The organism is Acidovorax sp. LjRoot74 (assembly GCF_964254355.1).
Classification (GTDB): domain Bacteria; phylum Pseudomonadota; class Gammaproteobacteria; order Burkholderiales; family Burkholderiaceae_C; genus Acidovorax.
In genome coordinates this window covers 4,487,176-4,509,056 of record NZ_CAXUTI020000001.1, presented here as the reverse complement: position 1 = coordinate 4,509,056, position 21,881 = coordinate 4,487,176, and the positions used below count along the sequence as shown (strand labels likewise).

General features: G+C 66.2%; 22 protein-coding genes. 8 read left to right on the top strand and 14 right to left on the bottom strand.

The window, feature by feature from the left end:
- Positions 1-19: 19 nt before the first annotated feature.
- From ACSQ3O_RS21480 to ACSQ3O_RS21435, 10 genes are all read right to left on the bottom strand, one after another.
- On the bottom strand, positions 20-379 hold the full coding sequence (locus ACSQ3O_RS21480; protein ID WP_063458819.1) for a 5-carboxymethyl-2-hydroxymuconate Delta-isomerase: 360 nt from the start codon (positions 377-379) through the stop codon (positions 20-22).
- Entirely contained in the window at positions 367-1,665 is a 1,299-nt protein-coding gene (bioF, locus tag ACSQ3O_RS21475) for an 8-amino-7-oxononanoate synthase (protein ID WP_436140420.1), read from the bottom strand. Before bioF ends, ACSQ3O_RS21480 begins: the two co-directional genes overlap by 13 nt.
- A complete protein-coding gene (gene bioD, locus ACSQ3O_RS21470; protein ID WP_436140419.1) occupies positions 1,662-2,333 on the bottom strand; it encodes a dethiobiotin synthase in 672 nt (223 codons plus the stop codon). The genes bioF and bioD overlap by 4 nt, the downstream gene beginning before the upstream one ends.
- Positions 2,333-3,670 carry an adenosylmethionine--8-amino-7-oxononanoate transaminase gene (bioA, locus tag ACSQ3O_RS21465; protein WP_436140418.1) on the bottom strand — a complete coding sequence of 446 codons (1,338 nt, stop codon included), beginning with the start codon at positions 3,668-3,670 and terminating at the stop codon, positions 2,333-2,335. The genes bioD and bioA overlap by 1 nt, the downstream gene beginning before the upstream one ends.
- A gap of 118 nt (positions 3,671-3,788) precedes the next feature.
- Positions 3,789-4,169: an aspartate 1-decarboxylase gene (gene panD, locus ACSQ3O_RS21460; protein WP_121421048.1), complete on the bottom strand. Its 381-nt coding sequence runs from the start codon at positions 4,167-4,169 to the stop codon at positions 3,789-3,791.
- A gap of 62 nt (positions 4,170-4,231) precedes the next feature.
- Positions 4,232-4,606, bottom strand: coding sequence for a 6-pyruvoyl trahydropterin synthase family protein (locus ACSQ3O_RS21455; protein ID WP_056636973.1), 375 nt, complete (start codon positions 4,604-4,606; stop codon positions 4,232-4,234).
- A gap of 25 nt (positions 4,607-4,631) precedes the next feature.
- Complete coding sequence (gene queE / locus ACSQ3O_RS21450; RefSeq protein ID WP_436140417.1) at positions 4,632-5,267, bottom strand: 7-carboxy-7-deazaguanine synthase; 636 nt, start codon at positions 5,265-5,267, stop codon at positions 4,632-4,634.
- A complete protein-coding gene (gene nadB, locus ACSQ3O_RS21445; RefSeq protein ID WP_137748130.1) occupies positions 5,264-6,853 on the bottom strand; it encodes an L-aspartate oxidase in 1,590 nt (529 codons plus the stop codon). The genes queE and nadB overlap by 4 nt, the downstream gene beginning before the upstream one ends.
- A gap of 133 nt (positions 6,854-6,986) precedes the next feature.
- A complete protein-coding gene (locus tag ACSQ3O_RS21440; RefSeq protein WP_137748129.1) occupies positions 6,987-7,826 on the bottom strand; it encodes a segregation and condensation protein A in 840 nt (279 codons plus the stop codon).
- A gap of 63 nt (positions 7,827-7,889) precedes the next feature.
- On the bottom strand, positions 7,890-8,096 hold the full coding sequence (locus ACSQ3O_RS21435) for a DUF3460 family protein (RefSeq protein WP_137748128.1): 207 nt from the start codon (positions 8,094-8,096) through the stop codon (positions 7,890-7,892).
- A gap of 43 nt (positions 8,097-8,139) precedes the next feature.
- Here ACSQ3O_RS21435 and ACSQ3O_RS21430 point away from each other — a divergent pair, with 43 nt between their 5' ends.
- The gene (locus ACSQ3O_RS21430; RefSeq protein WP_436140416.1) at positions 8,140-8,652 is read left to right on the top strand and encodes an outer membrane protein assembly factor BamE; all 513 of its coding nucleotides are present in this window, start codon (positions 8,140-8,142) and stop codon (positions 8,650-8,652) included.
- Positions 8,653-8,782: 130 nt separating this feature from the next.
- Here the strand turns inward: ACSQ3O_RS21430 and ACSQ3O_RS21425 are convergent, their stop codons facing one another.
- Positions 8,783-10,444 (bottom strand): SulP family inorganic anion transporter, encoded by a 1,662-nt coding sequence (locus ACSQ3O_RS21425; RefSeq protein WP_436140415.1) that lies wholly within the window; start codon positions 10,442-10,444, stop codon positions 8,783-8,785.
- A gap of 330 nt (positions 10,445-10,774) precedes the next feature.
- Here ACSQ3O_RS21425 and ACSQ3O_RS21420 point away from each other — a divergent pair, with 330 nt between their 5' ends.
- Positions 10,775-11,422 carry a YitT family protein gene (locus tag ACSQ3O_RS21420; protein ID WP_436140414.1) on the top strand — a complete coding sequence of 216 codons (648 nt, stop codon included), beginning with the start codon at positions 10,775-10,777 and terminating at the stop codon, positions 11,420-11,422.
- A gap of 99 nt (positions 11,423-11,521) precedes the next feature.
- Here the strand turns inward: ACSQ3O_RS21420 and ACSQ3O_RS21415 are convergent, their stop codons facing one another.
- Positions 11,522-12,970 (bottom strand): efflux transporter outer membrane subunit, encoded by a 1,449-nt coding sequence (locus tag ACSQ3O_RS21415; RefSeq protein ID WP_436140413.1) that lies wholly within the window; start codon positions 12,968-12,970, stop codon positions 11,522-11,524.
- A gap of 92 nt (positions 12,971-13,062) precedes the next feature.
- On the opposite strand from ACSQ3O_RS21415, the gene ACSQ3O_RS21410 reads away from it, so the two are divergent.
- The 6 genes from ACSQ3O_RS21410 (at position 13,063) to ACSQ3O_RS21385 (ending at position 20,234) form a co-directional block, all read left to right on the top strand.
- On the top strand, positions 13,063-13,680 hold the full coding sequence (locus ACSQ3O_RS21410) for a TetR/AcrR family transcriptional regulator (protein WP_436140412.1): 618 nt from the start codon (positions 13,063-13,065) through the stop codon (positions 13,678-13,680).
- Between the two features lie 83 nt (positions 13,681-13,763).
- Positions 13,764-14,885 carry an efflux RND transporter periplasmic adaptor subunit gene (locus ACSQ3O_RS21405; protein ID WP_436140411.1) on the top strand — a complete coding sequence of 374 codons (1,122 nt, stop codon included), beginning with the start codon at positions 13,764-13,766 and terminating at the stop codon, positions 14,883-14,885.
- Complete coding sequence (locus tag ACSQ3O_RS21400) at positions 14,882-17,968, top strand: efflux RND transporter permease subunit (RefSeq protein WP_436140410.1); 3,087 nt, start codon at positions 14,882-14,884, stop codon at positions 17,966-17,968. The genes ACSQ3O_RS21405 and ACSQ3O_RS21400 overlap by 4 nt, the downstream gene beginning before the upstream one ends.
- Positions 17,969-18,008: 40 nt before the next feature.
- Positions 18,009-18,815, top strand: coding sequence for an oxidoreductase (locus tag ACSQ3O_RS21395; RefSeq protein WP_436140409.1), 807 nt, complete (start codon positions 18,009-18,011; stop codon positions 18,813-18,815).
- Positions 18,816-18,909: 94 nt separating this feature from the next.
- Positions 18,910-19,461 carry a PaaI family thioesterase gene (locus ACSQ3O_RS21390; RefSeq protein WP_436141163.1) on the top strand — a complete coding sequence of 184 codons (552 nt, stop codon included), beginning with the start codon at positions 18,910-18,912 and terminating at the stop codon, positions 19,459-19,461.
- Between the two features lie 140 nt (positions 19,462-19,601).
- Positions 19,602-20,234: a Crp/Fnr family transcriptional regulator gene (locus ACSQ3O_RS21385; protein WP_436140408.1), complete on the top strand. Its 633-nt coding sequence runs from the start codon at positions 19,602-19,604 to the stop codon at positions 20,232-20,234.
- 80 nt (positions 20,235-20,314) lie between these two features.
- Here ACSQ3O_RS21385 and ACSQ3O_RS21380 read toward each other — a convergent pair whose 3' ends face one another.
- Together ACSQ3O_RS21380 and ACSQ3O_RS21375 are read right to left on the bottom strand one after the other, a co-directional pair.
- On the bottom strand, positions 20,315-20,599 hold the full coding sequence (locus ACSQ3O_RS21380; protein ID WP_436140407.1) for a DUF4148 domain-containing protein: 285 nt from the start codon (positions 20,597-20,599) through the stop codon (positions 20,315-20,317).
- A gap of 264 nt (positions 20,600-20,863) precedes the next feature.
- A complete protein-coding gene (locus ACSQ3O_RS21375) occupies positions 20,864-21,667 on the bottom strand; it encodes a MipA/OmpV family protein (RefSeq protein WP_436140406.1) in 804 nt (267 codons plus the stop codon).
- Between the last annotated feature and the right edge of the window lie 214 nt (positions 21,668-21,881).

The window sequence follows — 21,881 nt, the reverse complement described above, 5'->3', positions numbered from 1 at the left end:
GCTGGCAGCTATCCAATTTTCAGAGCCGCTCTTTCACATAGCTCGGCCGGTCCATGTCCACGATCTCCACGCTCAGCTGCACCATCACGCCCTGCGGCCGGGGCGTGCGCTCGCGCAGCACGGCGGCAATGCGGCCCGCCAGCTCCGTCTTGGCTTCGGGCGTGCGGCCCGCGAGCAGGCGCAGCTGCGCGTGCACAAAGGCGCGGTTTGCGGGGGCGGTGCCAATCTCGAAGCTGTCGGCCACGATGAAGCGCGTCTTCAGGTCCGCTTCGTCCTGCACCTGGGGGTGGGCGCAGAGTGTGGCGTTGAGGGCCGTCAGCGTTTCGGCCTCGGGGTAGTGGGGCAGGTTGGCGGAGTATTCGATGGTCAGGTGGGGCATGGAGTCGTCTCGCTGGAGGGATGGGGTAGTGCCGACGTTGGCAGGTCGATGTAGCCGTGCATGGTACTGCGGCTCATCCACTGCGTTGCCAGTTCGTGCAGCGCGGCCAACAACTGCGCCACATCACCCGTGGTGTGCGCAGCCGACAGCGCAATCCTCAGGCGCGCGGTGCCCGCAGGCACCGTGGGTGGGCGGATGGCTGGCACCCACAGGCCCCGGGTACGCAGGCCTTCCATCACCCCAAGCGCAGCCTCATTGCTGCCGATCACCAGGGCCTGCACGGGCGTGAGCGAGGGCAGCAGGTGCCAGCCCAGCGGCGCAGGCAATGTGGCCAGGCCTTGGCGCAGCTGCGCGATGAGCCCGTCCAGGTGCGCGCGCCGGTCGTCGGCTGCCTCCATGATCTGCAGGCTGGCGCGCAGCGCGCTCGCCAGCAGCGGCGGCGCGGCGGTGGCAAAAATGTAGGTGCGGGTTTTTTGCAGCAGCCATTCGATAAGCGCGGCATCCCCGGCCACAAACGCACCGGCCACACCCGCTGCCTTGCCCAGCGTGGCCATGTAGAGCACGCGGCGTGAGGCGTTGGGCCCCGTCAGCCCGGCGTGTGCCAGGCTGCCGCGCCCCTGCGGCCCCAGCACGCCAAAGCCGTGGGCATCGTCCAGCAACAGCAGGGCGTCATAACGCTCGCACAGTGCCAGCAGTGCAGGGATGTCGATCAGGTCGCCGTCCATGCTGAACACGGCATCGCTGATGACCAGCTTGCGCCGTGCGGGGCTGGCGGCAAGCTGCGCTTCCAGTGCAGCCAGGTCGGCGTGTGGGTAGCGGTGGATGGTGGCGCGCGACAGGCGGGCGCCGTCGATCAGGCAAGCGTGGTTGAGCGCATCGGAGAACAGCGCATCGCCATCCCCCACCAGCGCGGGGATGATGCCGGTGTTGGTGGCGTAGCCCGCATAGAAGTACAGCGCACGGGGCAGTTGCACGTAGGCGGCCAGGTCGTGCTCCAGCGCATCGTTGGCGGCGCTGTGGCCGCTGACCAGGGGCGAGCCACCCGAGCCCACGCCAAAGCGCGCAGTGGCCTCGCACGCAGCGTGGGCCAGCGCGGGGTGGCTGGCCAGGCCCAGGTAGTCATTGCTGCAGAAGGCCAGCATGGGCTGGCCGTCCACCCGCAGGCGAGCGCCGCCCGCGGGCTCCACCACGCGGCGGCGGCGCAGCAGGTGGGCGCGTTCGATGTCGGCCAGGCGCGCGGGGATTTCGTCCAGCCAGGAGGGCTGGGGTGCCGTAGCGCTTGTCATCGCCAGTCCTTGGGCAATTCAAAAACCAGGCTGCCGGGCTCGGGCAGGTCCTGGTAGGGCACCTCGGCCAGCAGCGGTGCATGGAGGCGTGCGCGCAGGTAGGCGATGTTCTCGTCGGCGGCACCCATCTCGGGGTCGATGCGGTTGGCCACCCAGCCCGCCAGCGTGAGGCCGCGTGCGCGGATGGCCTCGGCCGTGAGCAAGGCGTGGTTCAGGCAACCCAGGCGCAGGCCCACCACCAGCACCACGGGCAGCGCCAGGGCCTGGGCCAGGTCGGCGCCCGTGAGCGTGTCGGTGAGGGGCACCAGGAATCCGCCCGCGCCTTCCACCACAACGGCATCTGCCTGGGCGGCGAGCGCCTGGTAGCTGGCGACGATGGCGGCGATGTCGATCTCCACACCCGCCCGCGCCGCCGCGATGTGGGGCGAGAGCGGGTCGGGCAGCAGCACGGGGTTGTCCAGTGCGGGCGGCACGGCCAGGGTGGAGGCCGAGCGCAGGGCGATGGCGTCCTCGCTGGCCCAGTCCTCACCCCAGGGCACCAGGCCCGCTGCCACGGGTTTCATGCCCACCACGCGGCGGTGGTGGCGTGCCAGCGCATGCAGCAGGCCAGCGGACACCAGCGTCTTGCCGACACCGGTATCGGTGCCGGTCACAAAACATCCCATCATCACATTTCCTCCTGCAGGGTGGCGTTCAGCGCATCCAGTGCGCCATGGGCCAGGCATTGCACGGCCTCGTCGTCGAGCACATAAGGCGGCATGGCGTACAGCGTTTTCCCAATGGGCCGCAGCACCAGTCCGCGTGCCATGGCGTGCTGGTGGTAGCGGCGTGCAAAGTCGGGCAAGGGTGTGTCTACATTCCAGGCCCAGATCATTCCAAGATGGCGTGCATGCCGTACACGCGGGTGCTGCGTGAGGGGTGCACAGGCCACATCGATGCGCTGCGCCAGCGCTTGGTTGGCGTTCAGCGCATCCAGCTGCTCAAACAGCTCCAGCGTGGCCAGCGCCGCGCGGCAGGCCAGCGGGTTGCCGGTGTACGAGTGCGAATGCAGAAAACCGCGCGCCACATCGTCGTCGTAGAACGCGGCATACACCGCGTCCGTCGTCAGCACGGCCGACAGGGGCAGCGTGCCGCCCGTAAGGCCCTTGGACAGGCAGATGAAATCCGGCCGGATGCCCGCCTGCTGGTGCGCGAACATCGTGCCCGTGCGGCCAAAACCAACGGCGATTTCGTCGACCACCAAGTGGACCTCGTACCGGTCGCACAGTGCGCGCGCTAGGCGCAGGTACTCGGGGTCGTGCAGGGCCATACCGGCGGCGCACTGCACCAGGGGCTCGACGATGAAGGCTGCGGTGGTGGTGTGGTGCTCTTGCAACCACGCCTCCAGCGCGGCAGCGGCGCGCCGGGCCACGTCCTGCGCCGTCTCACCCGGGGCTGCGCCGCGTGCGTCGGGGCTGGGCACGGTGTCGGCCAGGCGCACCAGGGGGGCATAGGCCTCGCGGAAGATCGCGATATCGGTCACGGCCAGCGCGCCCACGGTTTCGCCGTGGTAGCCGCCCGCCAGGCCCACAAAGCGGCTCTTGGCGGGGCGGCCGGTGTTGCGCCAGTAGTGCGCGCTCATCTTGAGCGCAATCTCGGTGGCGGCGGCACCATCGCTGCCGTAGAACGCGTGGCCCAGGCCGGTGAGCGCGGCCAGGCGCTCGGACAGTTCCACCACCGGCGCATGGGTGAAGCCCGCCAGCATCACATGGTCCAGCCGGCCCAGCTGGTCCACCAGCGCGGCCTGGATGTGTGGGTGGCTGTGGCCAAACAGGTTGACCCACCAGGAGCTGATGCCGTCCAGATAGCGCTGGCCGTCCGTGCCATAGAGCCACGGGCCCTGGGCGCGGGTGATGGCCACGGGCGGCTGGGCCTCGTGCCGCTTCATCTGCGTGCAGGGGTGCCAGACGCTGGCCAGGCTGCGGGCCACCAGGGAGTCGTTCGGAGGATGCAGGGATGTGCTCATACGGTGTGGCGTTCCATCATTGACTACCGTTCGGGCTGAGCCTGTCGAAGCCCTGCGCGGCGCTTCGACAGGCTCAGCGTGAACGGTGGGTTGTATGCTTGGCAGCAAAGCAAGCGGGTTACAGCGCCTGCGTGGGCACGGCGTGGCGCAGTTCCGTCTGGCGGTTGTGCTCGTCCACAAACACCAGCTGCGGCTGGTGCGTGGCCACCTGGTCTTCGTGCACCTGGGCGAACGCCGCAATGATGATGAGGTCGCCCGCTGAGGCGCGGCGTGCGGCCGATCCGTTCACCGAGATCATGCCGCTGCCGCGCTGGCCCTTGATGGCGTAGGTGACAAAACGCTCGCCGTTGTTGATGTTCCAGATGTGGATCTGCTCGTTCTCGGCGATGTTGGCGGCGTCCAGCAGGTCTTCGTCGATGGCGCAGGAGCCTTCGTAGTGCAGCTCGCACTGGGTCACGGCCACGCGGTGGATCTTGGATTTGAGCAGGGTGCGGAACATCGGCTTCCTTGGATGAAGTCTGTGGATGGGGGAGGGCCTGCCGGTGGCAGGGCCGTGGCTGGTCAGGGCTGGGAGAAGTCCAGCGCGCAGCTGTCGCCCAGTGCCTCGCGCCACACCCGCACGCGGCTCACGCTGGCGCGCAGGTCGGCGGGCAGTGCCTGGGCGATGAACAGGCATAGGTTCTCCAGCGTGGGCGTGCCCAGGCCGGGCACTTCGTCCAGCATGTGGTGGTCCAGCTGCTCGCGCACCACGGCCAGGCCCTGGCGCAGCAGGCCCAGGTCCAGCACCATGCCGGTGGCCGGGTCGCGCGGGCCAGTCAGGAACACTTCGGCATGGTAGGTGTGGCCGTGCACACGGCGGCTACCTTCGGCCTCGATTTCGCGGCGCAGGGTGTGGGCGGCGTCGAAGAAGAAGCGCTGGGAGATGGTGAACAACATACGGGAACCAGAAAAGAAAACCGCGTCACCTGATGCCGGTGAGCTTGTGGGTCTGCAGGCTCAATCGCCATGCAGGGTGGGCCAGGCAGGCGTCAATGCAGGCGGCGGTGTTCTGCCGCTGCAGCAGGCCGTCCATGGGCTGCAGAAAGCGGTGGGTGAACTGCGTGTCCTGCTCCAGCGCCTGAAGGTCAAAGCCGGGTTGCGGCCAGACCAGCTTCAGCTCCTGCCCGCTGCGCTGCACCCACGGCGCGCCCGCCTTGGGGCTGATGCACAGCCAGTCGATGCCCTCGGGTGCGGCCACGGTGCCGTTGCTCTCGACGGCAATGCGGAACTGCTGGGCGTGCAGCGCGTCGATCAGCGCCGCATCCACCTGCAGCAGGGGCTCGCCGCCCGTCAGCACCACCAGCCGGTGGCCCGCGCCTGCAGGCGATTGGGCGGCGATCAATTCGGCCAGTGCCGTGGCGGTCTCGAACTTGCCGCCCAGCGTGCCGTCGGTGCCCACAAAGTCGGTGTCGCAAAACTGGCAGATGGCCTGCGCGCGGTCCTGCTCGCGGCCGGTCCAGAGGTTGCAGCCTGCAAAGCGGCAGAACACGGCGGGTGTGCCCGCCTGGCCGCCTTCGCCCTGCAGGGTGTAGAAAATTTCTTTGACGCTGTAGGTCATCGCGGCACCGGGGGGACGAGGATGGTGGGGGCCGCTGGGGCGGCGACTTCGGGGTAGTCGCGGCTGAAATGCAGGCCCCGGCTTTCGCGGCGCAGCTGGGCGCTTTTCACGATCAGGTCGGCCACCTGCACCAGGTTGCGCAGCTCCAGCAAATCGCGCGTGACGTGGAAGTGGGCGTAGAACTCCTGGATCTCGCCCTGCAGCATCGCAATGCGGTGCGCGGCGCGCTCCAGGCGCTTGTTGGTGCGCACGATGCCCACGTAGTCCCACATGAAGCGGCGCAGCTCGTCCCAGTTGTGCGAGATGACGACGGACTCGTCCGCATCCTGCACGCGGCTGTCGTCCCAGGCGGGCACGGCGGGCAGTTCGGTGGTCGGGGCGGCTGCAATCGCCTGGGCGGCGGCGCGGGCGAACACCATGCATTCGAGCAGCGAGTTGCTGGCCAGCCGGTTGGCGCCGTGCAGGCCGGTGCAGGCCACCTCGCCCACGGCAAACAGGCCGGGCAGGTCGGTGCGGCCCGCCAGGTCGGTCAGCACGCCGCCGCAGGTGAAGTGGGCGGTGGGCACCACGGGGATGGGTTCCTTCGTGATGTCGATGCCCAGCGACGCGCAGTGCGCGAGGATGTTGGGGAAGTGCTCCTGCAGAAAAGCGGGGCTCTGGTGCGAGATGTCGAGGTGCACGCAGTCCAGGCCGTGTTTCTTCATCTCGAAGTCGATGGCGCGGGCCACCACATCGCGGGGGGCCAGTTCGGCGCGCGAGTCGTGGTCGAGCATGAAGCGTGTGCCACCGGCTGAAGGAGGCAGCTTGAGTTGCCCACCTTCGCCGCGCACTGCCTCGCTGATGAGGAAGGACTTTTCGTGCGGGTGGTACAGCCCCGTGGGGTGGAACTGGATGAATTCCATGTTCGCCACGCGGCAGCCCGCACGCCAGGCGGCGGCAATACCGTCGCCGGTGGCGGTGTCGGGGTTGGTGGTGTACAGGTACACCTTGCCTGCGCCGCCCGTGGCCAGGATGGTCTGGGGCGCGCGGAAGGTCACCACCTCGTCGGTGTCGCTGTCCAGCGCATACAGCCCCAGGCAGCGGTTGCCAGGCAGGCCGAGTTTGCGCGTGGTGATCAGGTCCACCAGCGTGTGCTGCTCAAACAGGGTGATGCCGGGTGTGCTGCGCACCACGTCGATCAGCGTGCGTTGCACCGCCGCGCCCGTGGCATCCGTCACATGGGCAATGCGGCGCGCGCTGTGGCCGCCTTCGCGCGTCAGGTGCAGCTGATCGCCTTCAAGCGTGAAGGGCACGCCCAGGCCGCGCAGCCAGGCGATGGACTCGGGCGCGTTCTCCACCACAAAGCGGGTGGTGGCCAGGTCGCACAGGCCTGCACCGGCCACCAGCGTGTCTTCGATGTGCGCGGCAAAGCTGTCGTCATCGGCCAGCACGGCAGCAATGCCGCCCTGGGCCCAGCCGCTGGAACCATCTTGCAGCGTGCGCTTGGTGATCACGGCCACGCGGTGCGTGGGCGCCAGGTGCAGGGCGGCCGAGAGGCCTGCGAGGCCGCTGCCTACGATGAGAACGTCGAAGTCGTGGGATGCCATGGAAGGTGTCAGTTGACGTTGAAGTGGGCGCGGCTCCCGGCCAGTGCCACCGTGGAGCTGGCTTTGCCAGGCCACCGGTGGCGTCCCCCTCCCGAAGGAGAGGGGGAAGGCGCCGAAGGCGACTCAGGGGGTGTCATGCAGGTGTATAGGCCAGGCGCACGTAAATGGGGGCGAAGGCTTCGGCCTGCGTGATCTCGATCAGCGTCTCTTTGGCCAGTTCCAGCAGCGCGATGAAGGTCACCACCAGCACGGTGCTGCCTTTTTCGGGCTCGAAGAGTTCTTCAAACTCCACAAAGCGGCGGCCCTGCAGGGTCTTGAGCACCATGCTCATGTACTCGCGCACGCTCAGTTCTTCGCGCGTGATCTTGTGGTGCTGTACGAGCTTGGCGCGCTTCAAAATGTCGCGCCAGGCCTCCTGCAGCTCCACCACATGCACGTCCGGAAAGCGCGGCTGCAGGCTTTGTTCGATATAGACCTGGGCCTTCAAAAAGTCGCGGCCGTACTGCGGCAGCTGCCCCAGGCGCGCGGCGGCCATCTTCATCTGCTCGTACTCAAGCAGGCGGCGCACCAGCTCGGCGCGCGGGTCTTCAGGCTCCTCGCCCTCGGCCTGCTTCTTGGGTGGCAGCAGCATGCGCGACTTGATCTCGATCAGCATCGCCGCCATCAGCAAGTACTCGGCCGCCAGCTCCAGGTTGCGGCTGCGGATCTCGTCCACATACGCCAGGTACTGCTTGGTCACCCCCACCATGGGGATGTCGAGAATGTTGAAGTTCTGCTTGCGGATCAGATACAGCAGCAAGTCCAGCGGGCCTTCAAAGGCTTCGAGGAAGACTTCGAGCGCGTCGGGCGGGATGTACAGGTCGGTGGGCAACGCAAACAGCGGCTCGCCGTACAGGCGCGCCAGCGCCACCTGGTCCACCACGTCGGGCATGCCCGGCGAATCGGCCGTGTCGGCTGCGTTCGCGGTGGTCATGGATGCTATTGAAATATGAGCTATCTGCGCTTGATGGTCGCGCGCAGAAGGCCAATTTAATGCTTATTCTGCGTTCGTCTGGTAGACGTAGGGCTTCTGGGCGACCTGGCCTTCGCGGTACTCGCCCCAGATCTTGCGGTCCACCTGCTTGTCCCACAGCAGGGCACGGCCCGCTTGCTGCTGCTGGTCCAGCTCGGGGCGGCTGGACTTGAGCTGGTTGATGAACTGGGTGGCGTCGGATTGGTAATCGGGGCGGCGGAAAATGGACATGGACTGTTAACCTCGTTTTCCGTGGATTTTACCGGGAGCCCCCATGCCCTTGATATATCGCGCCGCCACCTTGGCGGCGGCCGCCTTTTCCCTGCTGGCGCTCACCGCCTGCGACCCGCAACGCATCAGCGAACTCAAGGAAGGCGTATCGACCGAAGCCGATGTGCGCGACCGCTTTGGCGCCCCCGAAAACGTGTGGGACGAGCCCGGTGGCGCCCGCACCTTCGAGTACAACCGCCAGCCCGCAGGCCAGGTCAACTACATGATCACCATCGGCGCCGATGGCCGCATGACCGCGCTGCGCCAGGTGCTCACGCCCGACACCTTTGCACGTGTTTCGCCCGGCATGCGCATGGACGAAGTGCGCCGCCTGCTGGGCAAACCCGCCAAGACCACGCCCTACGAGCTGAAGAAGGAGACCTGGGTGGACTGGCGCTACCTGGAAGCGCCCAACCAGGCCAAGGTGTTCACCGTGGTCCATGGGCCTGACCATGTGGTGCTGCGCACGCAGACGGGGGCCGACACGGACGCGCCGGAGTTCAAGGGCGGCAAGTAGCCGCAGACACCAGACCGATATGCATCCAAGGACATCTATCCGTTCACGCTGAGTTTGTCGAAGCGCCGCGTGGGGCTTCGACAAGCTGAGCCCGAACGGTTGGTTTTTATGGATTGAGTGCGAATTCGCTTCAGACGGGCAGATCGCCCTGCGCCGCCAGCCGCGCAGCAAAGCCCGAGCGCTCGATCAACGAACGCGGCTGCTCATGCAGGTGCTCAATGCGCAAACGCCCGCCGCGCGCCGACACGGCCTTGAGCACCTGGGCCAGCGCGTCCAGCCCTGTGGTGTCCAGCGCCACCAGTTCGCTCGCGTCCAGCACCACGTCCACGCCTGGCGGGCCCACCTCCACCGCCTGGATGATGGTGTCCAGCTTGGCGGCAGCACCAAAGAACAGCGCGCCATGCAGGCGCCAGGTGGTGGCAGGGTGCCGGGGGGCTGCGGCGGCTTCCGGGTCAGGTTGCCGCTCCACCCGGAACAGCGCACTCATGCGCCGCACAAACAGCGCGCAGGCCATGAACAGGCCCACCTCCACCGCCACCGTGAGGTCAAACACCACGGTGAGGAAAAACGTGCCCAGCATCAGCAGCCGGTAGTGGTTGCTGAAATGCTTGAGCCGCACAAACTCGTGCCACTCGCCCATGTTCCAGGCCACAAACAGCAGGATGCCCGCCAGCACCGCCAGCGGAATGTGCAGCGCCAGCGGCGCGGCCACCAGCACGATCACAGCCAGCGCGAGCGCATGCACCATGCCCGCAATCGGCGAGGTGGCGCCCGAGCGGATGTTGGTCACCGTGCGCGCGATGGTGCCCGTGGCGGGCATGCCGCCAAAAAACGGCACCACGATGTTGGCCAGGCCCTGGGCCACCAGCTCCTGGTTGGGGTCGTGCTTCTTGTGGTGCGGGTCGGTGGCCAATTGGTCGGCCACACGCGCGCACAGCAGCGACTCGATGGCGCCCAGCAGCGCAATGGTGAGCGTGGGCGTGACCAGCAGGCGCACCGTCTCCCAGGAGAAATCGGGAAGCGCAAACACCGGTAGCGCCTGCGGAATGCCGCCAAAGCGCGAGCCGATGGTCTCCACCGGCATCTCCAGCGCCCAGGCCAGCAGGCTCAGCGTGACCAGGGCCACCACGGGCGCGGGCACGCGCGCAAAGGTGCGCACGGTGTGCTGCTCCAGCACCCGCATCACGGGGGATTCCTTCATCGTGAGCTTGGGCCAGAGGAAGAGGCCCACGAGGCAGGCCGCCCCCAACCCGAAGGCATACGGGTTGAAGCTACCCAGGTGCTGCGCAAGCAGGCCCACCTGCGAGAAAGAATTGCCCGGCATGCGCTCGATCGACAGGCCCAGCCAGTCCTTCACCTGCGACAGCGCAATCAGCACCGCAATGCCGTTGGTAAAGCCAATCACGATGCTCACAGGCACAAACCGCACCAGCGTGCCCAGCCGCAGCAGGCCCAGCATCACCAGCAGCACGCCCGCGCAGGCGGTGGAGATCAGCAGGTTGGCCACGCCGTAACGCTCCACGATGCCGTAGACGATCACGATGAACGCGCCCGCCGGTCCGCCAATCTGCACGTTGGTGCCGCCCAGCGCCGAGATCAGGAAGCCCGCGATGATCGCCGTCCACAGCCCCGCCTCGGGCTTGAGTCCGCTGGCAATCGCAAACGCCATGGCCAGCGGCAGCGCCACGATGCCCACCGTGACCCCCGCACCCACATCGGCCAGCCAACGGCTTTTGTCGTAGCCGCGCAGCGCGTCGATGAGCCGGGGGTGGAAGGTGAAGCTCAGCGACATGGTGGCGGGCGCTTTCGGGGCGGGGTGACGGGTTTCAGTGTAGGGAGCCTGTGCACCGGGGCCAAGCAGGTTGCATGCCGCGCCGCCACCTTGCTGTCCCTTTGAATCGAAGTAATGCTATTTATTTAATAGCTATAAAGGCAATACCATCAGGCGCAAGAGCCTAAAAAATCTTGAAATTTCTTGAGCTTTGACTGAGCCACGTGCCCCCACGCCGGTGCAGACATGGTGGAGCCTGGCATGTTGCTTGCTGACCCCGGTCTACCCGCCGCCATGCACTTTTTTCAGCGCACAGACCCGCTGTGCCAGCCAACGATGGTTGAATTGCCCATGCCCGACACACCCACCCCAGGCTCCGCCGTGGACGCCGCCGCGCAGGCGGCCACCCTGCGCCACGGCGCTTTTGAAGACGCCCAGGCCCTGTTTGCAGGCACCTTGTTCGTTGCCATGGCCCTCATGCTGTTCAACCAGGCGGGGCTGCTGGTGGGCGGCACGGCGGGCGCGGCATTCTTGTTGCACTACGTCACGGGCATCTCGTTCGGCAAGCTGTTCTTTGTGGTCAACCTGCCGTTCTACTGGTTCGCCTGGACGCGCATGGGGCGCGAGTTCACCCTCAAGACCTTTGTGTGTGTGGCGCTGCTGTCGCTGCTGACCGAGCTGTTCCCGCATGTGATGCACGTGGACTACCTCAACCCGCTGTTCGCATCCTTGCTGGGTGGGCTGCTGCTGGGCACGGGCTGCCTGTTCCTGGCGCGCCACCGCTCCAGCCTGGGCGGCGCCACCGTGGTGTCGCTGTATCTGCAAGGCCGCTACGGCATGCGCGCGGGCAAGGTGCAGATGTTGATCGACGGCACCGTGGTGCTGCTGGCGCTGTTTGTGGTGCCGGTGGAGCGCGTGGCGTATTCGGTGCTGGCCGTGCTGGTGATGAGCGGGTTCTTGTGGATCAGCCACCGGCCGGGGCGGTACGTGGGGCATTGAGGGGCAGGCGGCCGGGAGGTCGCTGGCGGTGGCGCCGCAGCCGTCCTGACGGCGCGCGCAGGGTGGGAACTGTCCACCGCCTCGGCCTTGGAGCGCGGCCTATGCTGGGGGCTGGCTCGCCTCCCACCCGCCCCCCAGCGCCTTGAAGATGGCCACGGCCGAGCGGGCGGATTCCGTCTGTGCCTGCACGCGCGCCTCGGTGGCCCGCAGCAAGGTCTCGTCGGCGTGCAGGACTTCGATCAGGCTGACAACGCCCTTTTGGTACGCCGAGAACGACGCGGCGCGTGCGCGGCCCAGCGCGTCAACGCCGCCCGTCAACACCGCCACCTGCTCCTGCCGCCGGGCGAGGGCCGAGAGCGCGTTTTCCACGTCCTCCGTGGCCTTGAGGGCTGCCAGCCGGTAGGCGGCCAGCATCTCTGCCTCTTGCCCCTTGGCCTGTTCAATCTGCGCATTGATGCGTGCGAAGTCGAAAAGACGCCAGCGCAGCCCGAGCACGCCCGTGGCCTGGCTGGCGCCGCCCGAGAGCAGGTTGCCGCTGGAGACAGCGGTTGCGCTCCCCACCAGGCCGCTGAGAGACAGCTTGGGGTAGTACTCCGAGATGGCAGCGCCAATGCGCGCATTGGATGCCGCCAGGCGGCGCTCGGCAACGATGAGGTCTGGCCTACGCCTGAGCAGGTCACTGGGCGAGCCCGTCGCAATGCCTTGGGGCGTGCTGGGGATGTGGCCCGGCGCAATGAGTTCTGCGCGGTGGGTGCCCGGGAGTGTTCCCAGGATTACATCCATCGCATTCATCGCCGTGTCCAGGGACGCATCCAGCATGGGGATGGCCGCTTGCGCCTGCGAGAGCGCGCCTTCCGCCTGCCGCACCTGCAGTTCTGCCGCGAGGCCTTTGCCGTGCAGCAGCCGGATGTTGGCCAGCAGATCCTGCTGGGTCTGTACCTGCTGGCGAGCCACCTCCCGGCGGGCCTGCAGGCCACGCACGGTGATGTAGATGTCTGCCGTCTGCGCCGCCACGGCCAGCCGGGTGGCCGCCGCGCCTGCTTCCGAGGACTGGTATTCGGCCGTGGCCGCCTCCCGCCCCCGGCGCAGGCCGCCAAACACATCCAGCTCCCAACTGGCGCCCAGATTGGCCTCGTAGGCGCTGCCATACCGGTCAAAGCCGGGCGTCGAACTCAAAACCTGCCCCAAAGGCGTTTGCGTGGACTGGTAGGCCCGTGCTGCCTGGCCCGATACGGCGGCAGACGGCAGCAGTGCCGCGTCGGCAGCGCCCAGCCCCGCACGCGCCTGGGCCACACGGGCAGCGGCTTGGGCTAGGTCCAGGTTCTGTTGCAGCGCCAGCGACACGAACTGCGTCAACTGCGGGTCGCCAAAGCTGGACCACCAGTGGGCCAGATCAGGGGGTGCCTTCTCCAGCGGTTGCTCTCGGAGCGTGCGCTCCTGGAACTGCCCAGGCAGGGCGACAGGGGGACGAACATAGTCCGGCCCCACAGCACAGCCAGCGGACAGGCTGGCCACAAGAAGGGCGGCGAGGGTGCGTTTGGGCAGCATGGTGTTTTCCGATCGTCAGGGCATTGAGTTGTGACCATAATACCAAACGGTCACTGGTTGTCTAGTGCGCGAGACTGTCGTAAGCTGCACCCATGACCAAAACCAGCCATTCCACCGCCGCAGGCCGGGGCCCTGCGGACCACGAGGTGCGAAACCAGATCGTGACCGCCGCCACCGAGCACTTCAGCCGTTACGGCTACGAAAAAACCACCGTGTCCGACCTGGCCAAAGAAATCGGTTTTTCCAAGGCCTATATCTACAAGTTCTTCGAGTCCAAGCAGGCCATTGGCGAGATGATTTGCGCCAACTGCCTGAGCGATATCGAGAGCGAAGTTCGGGCCGCCGTGGCCCAGGCCGATCGGCCGCCCGAGAAGCTGCGGCGCATGTTCAAAGCCATTGTGGAGTCGAGCCTGCGGCTCTTTTTTCAGGACAGAAAGCTCTACGAGATCGCCACCTCGGCGGCGACCGAACGCTGGCAGTCCACCATCGTTTACGAGGAGCGCCTGCAGGCGCTGCTGCGGGATGTGTTGCAGGAAGGCCGGCAAACCGGCGACTTCGAGCGCAAGACGCCGCTGGATGAAACCACCGCCGCTATCCATCTGGTGATGCGCCCCTACCTCAACCCCCTGATCCTCCAGCACAGCCTGGACTACGCCAACGAGGCGCCTGCCCAGTTGTCCAGCCTGGTTCTGCGCAGCCTGTCGCCTTGATTCACAATGAATTTGTGACTATTGACTAAATTGGTCACAAGAATCAAAATGAAAGTCCCGATCCATTCGCACAAGGGACTTTCATGCTCCGGCCCCGCCTTGCCACCCTATTTTTCGTTTCTGCCTTGCCGTTGGCGCTGGTCGCTTGCGGCGAAAAGGCGTCTTCCGACCCCCGCACCCAGGCGCCGCTGGTGCGCGCTGCCGTTGTCCAAGAGGCCGCGGCTTCCACCCGGGCGTTCACGGGCACCGTAGCGGCGCGGGTGCAGAGCGACCTGGGCTTTCGCGTCCCGGGCAAGGTGCTGGAGCGGCTGGTGGATGCGGGTCAGACAGTCCAACGCGGCCAGCCGCTCATGCGCATCGATGCGGTGGACTTGAAGCTGGCCGCCCATGCGCAGCAAGAGGCCGTAGCCGCTGCGCGTGCCCGTGCACGCCAGACGGCAGACGATGAAGCGCGCTACCGCGACCTGCGCGGCACCGGCGCCATCTCTGCCACGGCCTACGACCAGGCGAAGGCAGCGGCAGACGCCGCCCAGGCGCAGCTCAGCGCCGCCGAAGCCCAGGCCGATGTCTCCCGCAATGCCAGCCGCTACGCCGAGCTGGTGGCCGACGGCGACGGCGTTGTGGTGGAAACACTGGCCGAGCCGGGCCAGGTGGTGAACGCCGGGCAACCCGTGGTACGCCTGGCCCATGCAGGCCGCCGCGAGGCGCTCATCCAGTTGCCCGAGACCTTGCGCCCCGCCATCGGTTCGCAGGCGCAAGCCACCTTGTTTGGCAAAGAGGGCCTCGCCGTCCCGGCCAGGCTGCGGCAGCTGTCCAGCGCGGCAGACCGGGTAACACGCACCTTCGAGGCCCGTTACGTGCTGGAGGGCGATTTGGCCAACGCGCCCCTGGGCACCACGGTGGTGGTGCGCATCGCGGACGACAAAACCTCTGTGGCGGCGGGCGGCCTGCAAGTGCCTATCGGCGCCTTGTTCGATGCGGGGAAGGGCCCGGGCGTGTGGGTGATTCGCGGTGAACCGACCAAGGTGGCTTGGCAGCCCGTGGCCGTCCTGCGCCTGGACGACGCGGGGGCTTACGTCACGGGCCAGATCAAGCCTGGGGAGCGCGTCGTTGCACTGGGTGCGCACCTGCTCCGTGAAGGCGATTCGGTCCGGCTGGCCGATATGGCGACTTCCGCCGCCGTCACCGAAGGAGCACGTCCGTGAGCCAAGGCCGTTTCAACCTGTCGGCGCTGGCCGTGCGCGAGCGCGCCATCACCCTGTTCCTGATTTTCCTGATCTCTGCGGCAGGCATTCTGGCCTTCGCCAAGCTCGGGCGCGCAGAAGACCCGCCTTTCACGATCAAGCAGATGACGATCGTCACGGCCTGGCCCGGCGCCACGGCCCAGGAGATGCAGGACCAAGTGGCCGAACCCCTGGAAAAGCGCATGCAAGAACTGCGCTGGTACGACCGCTCGGAAACCTTCACCCGCCCCGGTCTGGCTTTCACCATGGTGTCGCTGCTCGACAGCGCACCGCCCTCGCAGGTGCAGGAAGAGTTCTACCAGGCCCGCAAGAAGATCAGTGACGAGGCCCGAAGGCTGCCCGCAGGCGTCATCGGCCCCATGGTCAATGACGAATATGCCGATGTGACCTTTGCGCTGTTCGCCCTCAAGGCCAAGGGGGAGCCTCAGAGGCAACTGGTGCGCGATGCCGAGGCGCTGCGCCAGCAACTGCTGCACGTGGCAGGCGTCAAGAAGGTCAACATCATCGGGGAGCAGTCCGAGCGGATTTTTGTCTCGTTCTCCCACGACCGGCTGGCCACGCTGGGCGTGTCACCGCAAGACATTTTTGCTGCCCTCAACAGCCAGAACGTGCTGACCCCCGCAGGCTCCATCGAAACCCAGGGGCCGCAGGTCTTTGTGCGCGTGGACGGTGCGCTCAACATGCTGGAGAAGATCCGGCAGACCCCCATCGTCGCGCAGGGGCGCACGCTCAAGCTGTCGGACGTGGCGACCGTCGAGCGCGGCTACGAAGACCCTGCCACTTTCCTGGTGCGCAACGGTGGCGAGCCAGCCCTGCTGTTGGGCGTGGTGATGCGCGACGACTGGAACGGGCTCGATTTGGGCAAAGCGCTGGAGGCCGAAGTCACCCACATCAACTCTCAACTGCCCATGGGCATGACGCTGACCAAGGTGACCGACCAGGCCGTCAACATCGCCTCGGCGGTGGACGAGTTCATGGTCAAGTTTTTCGTCGCCCTGCTGGTGGTGATGGTGGTGTGCTTTGTCAGCATGGGCTGGCGTGTGGGCATCGTGGTGGCAGCCGCTGTGCCGCTGACGCTGGCAGCGGTTTTCGTGGTCATGGCCGCCTCTGGCAAGAACTTTGACCGCATCACGCTGGGCTCACTCATCCTGGCCCTGGGCTTGCTGGTGGACGACGCCATCATCGCCATCGAGATGATGGTGGTGAAGATGGAGGAAGGCTACGACCGTGTGGCCGCCTCGGCCTACGCCTGGAGCCATACGGCAGCGCCCATGTTGTCGGGCACGCTGGTCACGGCCATTGGCTTCATGCCCAATGGCTTTGCGCGCTCCACAGCGGGCGAATACACCAGCAACATGTTCTGGATCGTCGGCATTGCATTGATTGCGTCGTGGGTGGTGGCCGTGGTGTTCACGCCGTACCTGGGCGTCAAGCTGCTGCCCGACCTCAAAAAGGTGGAGGGCGGGCACGACGCCATCTATGACACGCCGCGCTACAACCGGTTTCGCCAGTTGCTCGGCCGCGTCATTGCGCGCAAGTGGATCGTGGCGGCCTCCGTCGTCACGCTCTTTGTGGTTTCGGTGCTGGGCATGGCCGTGGTCAAGAAGCAGTTCTTCCCCACGTCTGACCGGCCGGAAGTGCTGGTCGAGGTGCAGATGCCCTATGGCACGTCCATCGAACAAACCAGCGCCGCCACGGCCAAGGTCGAAGCCTGGCTGGCGAAGCAGGACGAGGCCAAGGTGGTGACCGCCTACATCGGCCAGGGCGCCCCGCGCTTCTTCCTGGCCATGTCGCCCGAGCTGCCGGACCCATCGTTCGCCAAGGTCGTGGTGCTCACGGGCAACGACAAGGAGCGGGAAGCACTCAAGTTCAGGCTGCGCCATGCCGTGGCTGATGGCCTGGCGCCGGAGGCACAGGTGCGGGTCACGCAAATCGTGTTCGGGCCGCCTTCGCCCTTCCCGGTGGCTTACCGCGTCATGGGCCCCAACCCCGACAAGCTGCGCGCAATTGCCGCCGAGGTCGAGGCCGTGCTGCAGGCCAGCCCGATGATGCGCACGGTCAACACAGACTGGGGCCCGCGTGTCCCGACCCTGCACTTCACACTCGACCAGGACCGCTTGACGGCCGTGGGGCTCAGCTCCAGCGCCGTGGCCCAGCAGCTGCAGTTCTTGCTGAGCGGCGCGCCGCTCACGGAGGTGCGCGAGGACATCCGCTCGGTGCAGGTCATGGGCCGGGCTGCAGGCGATGTCCGCCTGGACCCCGCGAAAATTTCGGGCCTGTCGCTGGTGGGGTCGGGCGGGCAGCGCATCCCGCTGTCGCAGGTGGGCAAGGTCGATGTGCGCATGGAAGACCCCATCCTGCGCCGGCGCGACCGCACGCCGACCATCACGGTGCGTGGCGACATTGCCGAGGGCCTGCAGCCGCCGGACGTGTCTACCGCCATCACCCAGCAGCTACAGCCCATCATGGACAAGTTGCCGGGCGGCTACCGCATCGTCGAAGCAGGCTCCATTGAAGAGGCTGGCAAGGCCACCGTCGCCATGCTGCCGATCTTCCCCATCATGCTGGCGGCGACCCTGCTCATCATCATCCTGCAGGTCCGCTCCATTTCGGGCATGGTCATGGTCTTTCTGACCAGCCCGTTGGGCCTGATCGGCGTGGTGCCCACGTTGCTCCTGTTCCAGCAGCCTTTCGGCATCAATGCGCTGGTGGGTTTGATTGCGCTGTCGGGCATCTTGATGCGCAACACGCTGATCCTGATCGGGCAGATCCGCGAGAACGAAGAGGCCGGACTGGACCCCTTCCGCGCCGTGGTCGAAGCCACGGTGCAACGCGCCCGCCCAGTGATCCTCACCGCCCTGGCCGCGATCCTGGCATTCATCCCGCTCACGCACTCCGTGTTCTGGGGAACGCTGGCCTACACCTTGATCGGCGGCACGCTGGCCGGCACGGTGCTCACACTCGTGTTCCTGCCTGCGATGTATTCGATCTGGTTCGGCATCCGGCCCGCTCGTTCTTCCTCCGCATCCCCAGCATCTGTCTGACTCCCCCACCGCACATCCCTCCTACAAAAAAGGAACTGCCATGTCGAAATCCAAAGTTGTCGTTGTCACCGGCGTGTCCTCGGGCATTGGTCGTGCTGCGGCCATACAGTTTGCCCAGCAGGGCTGCCAAGTCTTCGGCACCGTGCGCAACACAGCCAAATCGCACGCCATTCCCAACGTGACACTCGTTGAGATGGACATCCGCGACGACGCGTCGGTTGAACGGGGTATACAGGCCATCATTGCGCAAGCCCAGCACATCGACGTACTGGTCAACAGTGCTGGCGTCACCCTGCTGGGCGCAGCAGAAGAAACCTCGATCGAGGAAGCCAAGACGCTGTTCGACACCAACCTCTTTGGCTTATTGCGTGTGATCAAGGCGGTCTTGCCCTACATGCGCGAGCAGCGTTCTGGCCGCATCGTCAATGTGAGTTCGGTACTCGGCTTTCTGCCCGCGCCTTACATGGCGCTTTATTCGGCGTCCAAGCATGCGGTCGAAGGGCTGGCCGAAACGCTGGACCACGAGGTGCGCCAGTTCGGCATTCGCGTTTCTCTGGTCGAGCCCTCCTTCACCAAGACCAACCTGGATCTGAATGCGCCCCAAACGGTGGCCCGCATTGCTGACTACAGCCAGGAGCTGGAGATCGTCTCGAAAGCGATCCAGAGCAATGTGCAGAAGGCCCCCCCGCCCCAGGGCGTGGCCGACACCATCGTCCGTGCCGCACTCGGGGCCTGGAAGATGCGCCACACGCCCAAGGGCGAGGCATCGCTGCTGGCCAAGCTGCGCCGTTTCATGCCTGCAGGCCCGGTTGGAAAGGGGCTTCGCAAATCGTTCGGACTGGCGTAACGGCTGGCACGCCCCCTCGCGCAGCCGCTGGCGGCAAGCCCACCGTGGCCTGCTGCAGGAGCACTGCCTTGTGACTCAACTGGAGAGCATCGTGATGGAAGAAAACAAACCCATGGACTGGGCTGCGCAGCAGTCTGACGCCGTACACCGCGTGCGCGAAGGCGGTGGCCTGCCGGGCCTGGCCCGCGCAGAGCAGATCGGGGGAAAGAGCGGCCGCCAGATCCTCGAGGCCATGGTGTCTGGCGAGCTGCCCTATCCGCCCATGAACGACACCATGAACCTCGCGTTGCTGGAGGTTGGCGATGGCCGCGCCGTGTTCCAGGGCATCCCGCTGCTGGCGCACTACAACCCGCTGGGCAGCGTGCATGGGGGCTGGTTTGCGTCGCTCCTGGACTCTGCGCTGGGTTGCGCAATTCAGTCCGCGCTGCCTGCGGGGCGGTCTTACACCACGGCTGAAATCAGTATCAAGATCGTGCGGTCTGCGTCCCACAGAACCGGCCCGCTGCGGGCCACCGGCAGGCTGGTTCATGGCGGTGATCGGCTCGCGACTGCCGAGGCCCGCGTTGAGGATGAACACGGCAAGCTGTATGCCCATGCGACAACCACCTGCCTGGTTTTTGACCTTCCTCAAAAAGGCAGGGAATAGAGAGACGCTGTTGGGCTCTCGCGCTGGGCAGGGTGGTCGTTAGCGCGCCAGCAATCGAGACACAAGCGATGCGAAAGATACTGGACCTCCCATCGGAAGCCTCGATTCGAAGATTGCGGACCTGTCGGCTTTTTGACGAGATGGACGATTCTCGGCTGGCCGGGATCGCGAGTCGCTGCTCTTGGCAAAGCCTGCAGCCCGGGCACATCGCTGCAGGCACCTCTCGCGACACGTTTTTCATGGTGTGCGACGGCAAGATGCGCGTGTCGGCCTTGTCTCCCAATGGGCGTGAGTTGCTGATATCGGACTTCGAGCGGGGTGGGCATTTCGGTGCCATTGGCGTACTGGGTGCAAGTGCTGCCTCTCTGCAGGCTCAGGCCCTGGTGCCGTCGCTGCTCGCCTGCCTGAGCCGCGCTGATTTCATGAACTTGGTGCGAGAGGACGCTGTGGTGGGCGGCCGCATGCTGGAGTCACTTCAAGTCGCTACAGAACAACTCATCAGCCGGGTGATTGAACTGGGCATCCTGCGAATTGCCGGGCGGCTTTACAGCCATTTGCTGGAGCTGGCACGCGCGGCGGGTGTGCAGGACAACCAGGCCGTGATTGAGCCCGCACCGCGCCATGTGGACCTGGCCACACGCATTGCGGCGTCCAGGGAGGAGGTCAGCCGGGAACTGGCGCGGCTTCGGCACTTGGGCCTTCTCACCTCAACGCGCCAGGCGCTTGTCCTGCATGACGTCTCGGCCCTGGAGCGAAAACTGCAGGCTCTGTGAGTGGTGCCGGGGCGGCAGATCCGATGGCCCGATCCATGGGGCGACGGGAGAAGGATGCTTGTCCTTGTCCCGTGTGTCCCTCAAAACTCCCCTGAAGAAATTTCGCCCTTGCGCATTGCTTCGGCGATGGCTGCTCGCACGGTTGTGCGGTCTGCCGTGGATTGGTACGCCAGGGCGAGCGAGCCAGCGGGGTGAATGCTGCGCGTCTTGACCACTGTGGCGGCCTCGGCAGCCACTTCGGCGCGGGTTCGCTGGGTCTCGAACTTCAGTGCGTATTGCGAAGCATCGGCCTCATCGGCATGCGCTCCAAAGGAGGCCAGTGCCGCCACAGCGGACACCGACAGAAAGCGGGAGATTGTGTTCATGATGAAGTCCTTTTCAAGAATGCGCTTCGAAGTCCGTTCAAGCTGCACGGAAGCCGGATCGGACATCCTTGATGCAACCAGACCTTCTTGCGCAGAGAAAATTTTCTTTTCTGGGCACGAACGGGTCTGTGTGATTTCTCACCCGAAATCTCTTTTCGGTGCTCTGGTGAAAGGCGCTCCTTGTGGCGCCACGGCGGCTGTTGCCGGGGCCGTCACGCGCCTCTCTGGGGCTTTGCGAGGGAGCGGATCTTGCCCTGCTGTCGCTCAGAACCGGTACAGGAACCCCGCCGTCACCGCAGGCTGGCTGGACCGGTCCACCAGCGGGCTGTTCTTGATGGCGTTGCCCAGGCGCGTGGTGCTCAGGTCCACAAACATCCACTGCCGTGGCGCGAGGGTGTAGCCCACGCGCACGCCTGCCTGCAGGTTCATCGCTGCGCTGCCTGTGTAGGCGGCGCGACCCGGTCGAGTCTCGTGGTTTTCCACGCCGTAGTAGTAATCCACGGTTTTGCGGTCTTGCCGCTGCAGGGCCAGGCGCGGGGTGATGTCGAAGGCACCGGCCTGGAAGCGGCGCTCTGCCTGCAACGTGAGCTGGTGGCCCTTGCTGTGGCCCGAGGCATCGGCCAGCAACTCGGCCGACAGGTCTACCACTCCGGTGTGCCAGGTGGCTACGGCGCCCAGCCACAGGCTGCCCTTGCGCTCGGCCATGCCCGCCAGGTGGGGCGAGTCCTTGGCCTCGTAGCCTTCAAAGCCGAAGCGGGAGCGCAGCCGCAGGTCCAGGGGGCCTGCCGCGGGCAGCTTGAAGTCCACGCCGGGGCCCATGATGCTGATCCAGCGGTTTTCGTAGGTGACCAGGGGCACGGGCTGCACCTTGTGGTCAAAGCTGCGGTAGGGCTTGCGGTCGGTGCTCACGGCCAGGCCCAGGCCCCAGGCGGGCTCCTGGGCCTGTGGTTGCGGCTGCTGGGGCTGCTGCGCCCAGAGGCTCGCGGGTGCCGCTGCAAGGGTCAGCAGGGCGGCCATGGCCGCCAGACGGCGGGGAGAGCAAGACAGGGTGTTGGGGAGATGCGTCATGGTTCAGAAGGGTATGAAGCAGGTGGGTACAGGGCTTGCCAGCGTGGACACCCCGCCGCTGGGGTGGTAGCGTGCGGCGGCCCTGCGCTGGAAGGTCGGCCAGCAGGTCGGCTGGCTGGCGGGGCGACTGTAGGAAGCCTCACTTAGCCCAGAGTTAGCCCCTCTGCGCACGGGGCTGGTGGTCTTCATGCGGCGCTCATCTGGGGCTAAGAAT

Coding starts and splice junctions, on each gene's coding strand:
- ACSQ3O_RS21410 (WP_436140412.1), top strand. CDS start 13,063: ATGACCAAAACCAGCCATTCCACCGCCGCAGGCCGGGGCCCTGCGGAC.
- panD (WP_121421048.1), bottom strand. CDS start 4,169: ATGTTCCGCACCCTGCTCAAATCCAAGATCCACCGCGTGGCCGTGACC.
- ACSQ3O_RS21435 (WP_137748128.1), bottom strand. CDS start 8,096: ATGTCCATTTTCCGCCGCCCCGATTACCAATCCGACGCCACCCAGTTC.
- ACSQ3O_RS21395 (WP_436140409.1), top strand. CDS start 18,009: ATGTCGAAATCCAAAGTTGTCGTTGTCACCGGCGTGTCCTCGGGCATT.
- bioD (WP_436140419.1), bottom strand. CDS start 2,333: ATGATGGGATGTTTTGTGACCGGCACCGATACCGGTGTCGGCAAGACG.
- ACSQ3O_RS21455 (WP_056636973.1), bottom strand. CDS start 4,606: ATGTTGTTCACCATCTCCCAGCGCTTCTTCTTCGACGCCGCCCACACC.
- ACSQ3O_RS21420 (WP_436140414.1), top strand. CDS start 10,775: ATGCCCGACACACCCACCCCAGGCTCCGCCGTGGACGCCGCCGCGCAG.
- bioF (WP_436140420.1), bottom strand. CDS start 1,665: ATGACAAGCGCTACGGCACCCCAGCCCTCCTGGCTGGACGAAATCCCC.
- ACSQ3O_RS21375 (WP_436140406.1), bottom strand. CDS start 21,667: ATGACGCATCTCCCCAACACCCTGTCTTGCTCTCCCCGCCGTCTGGCG.
- nadB (WP_137748130.1), bottom strand. CDS start 6,853: ATGGCATCCCACGACTTCGACGTTCTCATCGTAGGCAGCGGCCTCGCA.
- ACSQ3O_RS21430 (WP_436140416.1), top strand. CDS start 8,140: ATGCCCTTGATATATCGCGCCGCCACCTTGGCGGCGGCCGCCTTTTCC.
- ACSQ3O_RS21405 (WP_436140411.1), top strand. CDS start 13,764: ATGCTCCGGCCCCGCCTTGCCACCCTATTTTTCGTTTCTGCCTTGCCG.
- ACSQ3O_RS21380 (WP_436140407.1), bottom strand. CDS start 20,599: ATGAACACAATCTCCCGCTTTCTGTCGGTGTCCGCTGTGGCGGCACTG.
- ACSQ3O_RS21390 (WP_436141163.1), top strand. CDS start 18,910: ATGGAAGAAAACAAACCCATGGACTGGGCTGCGCAGCAGTCTGACGCC.
- ACSQ3O_RS21440 (WP_137748129.1), bottom strand. CDS start 7,826: ATGACCACCGCGAACGCAGCCGACACGGCCGATTCGCCGGGCATGCCC.
- ACSQ3O_RS21415 (WP_436140413.1), bottom strand. CDS start 12,970: ATGCTGCCCAAACGCACCCTCGCCGCCCTTCTTGTGGCCAGCCTGTCC.
- ACSQ3O_RS21425 (WP_436140415.1), bottom strand. CDS start 10,444: ATGTCGCTGAGCTTCACCTTCCACCCCCGGCTCATCGACGCGCTGCGC.
- ACSQ3O_RS21385 (WP_436140408.1), top strand. CDS start 19,602: ATGGACGATTCTCGGCTGGCCGGGATCGCGAGTCGCTGCTCTTGGCAA.
- ACSQ3O_RS21480 (WP_063458819.1), bottom strand. CDS start 379: ATGCCCCACCTGACCATCGAATACTCCGCCAACCTGCCCCACTACCCC.
- bioA (WP_436140418.1), bottom strand. CDS start 3,670: ATGAGCACATCCCTGCATCCTCCGAACGACTCCCTGGTGGCCCGCAGC.
- queE (WP_436140417.1), bottom strand. CDS start 5,267: ATGACCTACAGCGTCAAAGAAATTTTCTACACCCTGCAGGGCGAAGGC.